We start from the raw sequence: 4,497 nt of genomic DNA, 5'->3' as shown, positions 1-4,497 counted from the left end.
TAGGTTTCTCTGGTTTTTCTGGAGTTTCTGGTTTAGTGGAGGATCCTGAATTTGACGAAGAAGATAAGCTCTTTTTAAAGTTAGACAAAGCTTCATCTAGTTTTGATCGACTTTCTGCCACCAGTTTCTTTAGTTGGGCTTTTTGGGTTGATTCATCTAATTTATGCAAATACGTTTTTTCAATATCTTTTAGCGTTTTAATTAGCTCTACAGTATTGATATGTTGCTCTTTTTCTAAATTTTTCTTGATGTCATCCAATAAACCTGTTAGATGTTTAGTGACCTCTTCCTTTGCCTTATCTCGCTCTAAGCCGATTTCTCGTCCCTTATGTTTAACGACTAGAGCTTCTATCTCCTGTTCAGCTTCTTTCACCAAGGTCTCCACTCTTTCTTTACTCGAAGCCTCATCAAACATCTTTTTATACTTCTCTACAGATTCTTTGGATTCTTTTAAAAGTTCTCCAAACCAAAAAGCTCCTCCATTTTCCCGTTTTAAACGAGTAAGCATATAATTATCCAAAGTTGTTTTAGCAGTTTCTTTAGCTTCTTTAAGATTTGTCTCCGTAGTTTTTTCAGTAGAAACTATATTTCCTCCTTGATTTTCTACTTTTGGTGGAGTTGGATTATTATGTTCTTTTCCAGAAGGTGAATCAGAATCTAATCCTTGATTCGCAGGCTTAGTCGTATCACCTCTACCATTAGAAGAATTAGAATTTCCTGATGGTTCACTTTGTTGATTTGATAAACTATTCTTAAAGTCCTCTACCAACTTATCTAGCTTCGTTTGCCCCTCTTGTTGCAGTTGCTCTATTTCTTTTCTATTGTGATCTTCACCAAATTTACGTTGATACTCTTTTACAATTTCCATAGCTTGCTTGAGAACCCCTTCAAATCCAGAAGCAGAACTATCTAATTCATTTAGAAGGTTAGTCATATACATAGACAAACTAGTGCTAGCTTGGTCAACAGCTTGATCATGATCTATCCGACTTTCATTATGAAAATTATTCCCTAGTTCCGTCAACTTTGAAGCATCTGTCTCTGTTTCAATTTGTTTTTGGTAATAAGTTTTTCGACTACTAGATAAATCCGTATCTTCCAACTCTTTTATCAACTGCTGTCTATATTCCTTCAACCTATCTTGCCCACTAGATGTAACCATGGGGCTATTTCCACCTCCAACCCCTTGTGCATGGACTACTCCTCCTAAGAACAGACTAGCAACTACTACACTAGCTACTCCAATACTAAATTTACGAATTGAATAACGTACTTTTCTTTCACTTTTTGATGCAAACATAATTATTTCCTCCAATATTTTTCTTAACACTACTATATCATTTCAATATGAACTGTATATGAATTGAATCTTGTATTTATCTCTTTATGCTTCCATTTGGGATTATAACTTCATGTAATAACTTTTCCTCTTCAGCTATTCGTCGATACAAAATAACTGCATAAACTGGAAAAACTAAAACAAAAGTCATATAGGCATGACTCAGCAAGGTTAAGCCAATCAACTCAGGAAGGATATTTAAAAAGTAATTGGGATGTTTTACTGTCCTAAATAAGACATGATCCACAAACTTATGATTTGGTGCCAACATCAACTTGACTGTCCAAATATCCCCAAGCAGATGAATAACAAGTAGCAACATCAACATAGAAAATATCAGGAGCACCAAACCCACAACACTCATCATATTGAAAGACGGTCGATAGACTAGGGCTTCCATAAAACAAGCCAGATAAAAAACAATATGAACCAAGGTAAGACGTTTGGTATTTTTAATGCCAAATTCTCGCCCACCATCCCTACGAAGCCGTTTTTCATTTGCAATTGATTTCTTTAGGAACAACAAGCGAATTAAAAATACACAGATAATGATTATTGCTATCATCACAATCCCCTTTCTTTACCACTACTGTAACATCTCTATGTTAACCCAATATGAATTGGAAAAGAAAAAGAACGAAAACTGATTCCGTTCTTTGATTTACTCTATCACTACCATTCAAACTATGCTTCCTTAAATTATCCTCAAGTAAGAAAAGAGTCTTACTAAAGCTAACTATCTGGTAACAAGCAGATTTTAAATTCCATCCCTTGTTCATAAGGCAAGAAACTATAGGACATACGATGACTCTCTAAGATATTCTTAACAATATAAAGACCCAATCCTGATCCTGTTTCTCTGTCTGTTACAATTTGTGAATGGTAAAAAATATCAAATAAATGTTCTAACTCTTCCTGATTCAACGGAGCACATGTATTCCTAATAGAAAGATAACCATCTTGCTCAGAAATAGTCACAATGCCAGATTGATCTGAGTACTTGATAGCATTACTGATAAGATTTGTCAAGACTTTATCCAAAGCCTTCAAGCTCATCCTTACTTTTGTATCAGTAGTCAACTGATTATCAATCACAAGATTTTTAGAAAATGCCAATTCCTGATATCGAGACAAAACATCTGTCAAAACGGTATTTACTATTAAAATCTCACTGCACTCTGTCCATTCTTGAAATTTAGAAGATTCCAACACTTCCTCTAGCAAGAAACTCATCTGATCGATTTTATCAATACTCTTTTCAAGATACTTAGGATGATCCTTATAATCCCCCACATTATATTGCATATTTTCTAAGATAATCCTGAGAGTAGCTAGAGGTGTCTTTAATTCATGTGATGCTCCACGGACAAAGGAGACCTTTTGATTTTGCAATTTTACAATTTGCTCATTACGATTTTCCAACTCATGAATAACCTTCAACAAGTGCTCATACACACCATTAATCTGTTTTCCAACTTCACCAACTTCATCTTTTCTGCTTTCATCAAAACGAATATTGTCATCCAAATCTTGCATCTTACTAGTCACTTCTGAAATGTAAAAAAGAGGATTGAGCAAGCGTTTCGTATAAAAATAAGAAAAAACAAAGGAAAAAGCAATTGTAACCAAAAATGTATATGGGAGATACAAAAGCAAAATATTCTTTGCTTCTTTGTAGATATCCACTCCCTGCACAAACTGCACCGTTACCTGTTTACCATCTGCTGTACTAACGGGCATATCTAACATCACGATATAATTTGATAGCTCTCCATCTTTAATATCTAAGTCATGCACAAGAGGGAGCCGCTTATCTAAGATATCTCTTTTAAGGTGAGCAGATATGGTCAAGGACTTTGAATAAGACTGGAGTAAGCTTGGAATTTCATCAGCTGTCTTAGTCTTTAAATACTCCGTAAACACTCTTGCACTCTCATTAAACTTTTCCCCCTCCAATTGAATATAATAAAAAGGAAAGGTCAAATAAATAGCTATATGAATGACTAGACCAACACCACCTAGAATTGCAAAACTTCTTAAAAAAGACTTGGTTAATAATTTAGGATTTTTTATCATAAGCTAATCTTATACCCAACATTTTTCACAGTCACAATGCAATCTAAAGCTAATTTTTTGCGAAGAGTACGAATATAGACATCAACGACCCTATCACAAGGTAAATCAGCTACATCTTTTGAAATTTCTTCCAATATCTGCTCTCTACTTAAAACTTGATTTTTATGTTGAATCAAACACTTTAGTACCAATAATTCCTTTGGTTTGAGATCAATTTCTTCATTTTTATAATGTGCTTTGTAAGAGGTAAAATCCACTGTTGCATCCTGATATTGCCAAAGATCCTCTATGACGTAGTAACGTCTGATAAGCGCTTTAATACGCTTGGCAAGCAGTACCAAAGAAAAAGGCTTTGTCACATGATCATCAGCATAGAGATCAAATACCTGTGACTGAGTAGTTTCATCTCCTAGAGCACTCAAGACGATGACAGGAATATCGTGCTCTTGATTGATTTCTTTTAACACTTCAAAACCACTCTTCCTAGGCATCATTAAATCCAGTACCATGAGATGGATAGGGAGATCCTGAAATTTTTCCAAGGCCTCTTGTCCATCCTTAGCCATAATGACGTGATAACCCTCTTCTGTCAGAAATGCTGCAATTCCTTCTCTAATCATTTCCTCGTCATCTGCAACTAAAATGTTCATCTTTCTCCCTTTCTACTACCGGAACTTCACACATCTATTCCCTGTATGTTATTTGAAAATTTCCTACCAGCCTATCATCTATGATAATGGAATGGATTTCATTTATCCGCTACTTGTTGTCAACAACAACGTCAATACAAGAAAATCATTCATCTTGCAGCTTAGTTTGATTTTTCAAATACCAGCTAGAACGGATTTGACAGGCAAAAAAGAAACAGGTCTCTTTTGAAAGGATAAAAATTTCAGATAAGACTGCTCTTTTTCTACTACACACGCTCTAAGACAAATACGATGGAGGGTAATAAACATATGAATTTTGGGTTGAATAGTGAAAACCACGGATCCTTTAGAAGCTATAGGTTTTAGTTTCATACTCTTCGAAAATCTCTTCAAACCACGTCAGCTCTATCTGCAACCTCAAAACAGTGTTTT

The 4,497-nt window shown here is 35.0% G+C and carries 4 protein-coding genes; all 4 read right to left on the bottom strand.

The genetic code is table 11. From position 1 onward, the window contains the following. A partial coding sequence (locus WKI42_RS09515) for an RICH domain-containing protein (protein ID WP_368081796.1) occupies positions 1–1,300 on the bottom strand: 1,300 nt, incomplete at its 3' end. A 76-nt stretch (positions 1,301–1,376) separates the two neighbouring features. Then, entirely contained in the window at positions 1,377–1,904 is a 528-nt protein-coding gene (locus WKI42_RS09510) for an isoprenylcysteine carboxyl methyltransferase family protein (protein ID WP_050112024.1), read from the bottom strand. Positions 1,905–2,071: 167 nt separating this feature from the next. Next, positions 2,072–3,415: a HAMP domain-containing sensor histidine kinase gene (locus WKI42_RS09505; RefSeq protein ID WP_175880397.1), complete on the bottom strand. Its 1,344-nt coding sequence runs from the start codon at positions 3,413–3,415 to the stop codon at positions 2,072–2,074. Further along, positions 3,412–4,065 (bottom strand): two-component system response regulator RR06, encoded by a 654-nt coding sequence (rr06, locus tag WKI42_RS09500; RefSeq protein ID WP_050112022.1) that lies wholly within the window; start codon positions 4,063–4,065, stop codon positions 3,412–3,414. The genes WKI42_RS09505 and rr06 overlap by 4 nt, the downstream gene beginning before the upstream one ends. Positions 4,066–4,497 lie beyond the last annotated feature (432 nt).

The sequence above is a fragment of the Streptococcus pseudopneumoniae genome (assembly GCF_038148935.1).
GTDB lineage: Bacteria > Bacillota > Bacilli > Lactobacillales > Streptococcaceae > Streptococcus > Streptococcus pseudopneumoniae_U.
The sequence above is the reverse complement of the archived record's forward strand: the minus strand, read 5'-3'. Positions and strand labels throughout refer to the sequence as shown.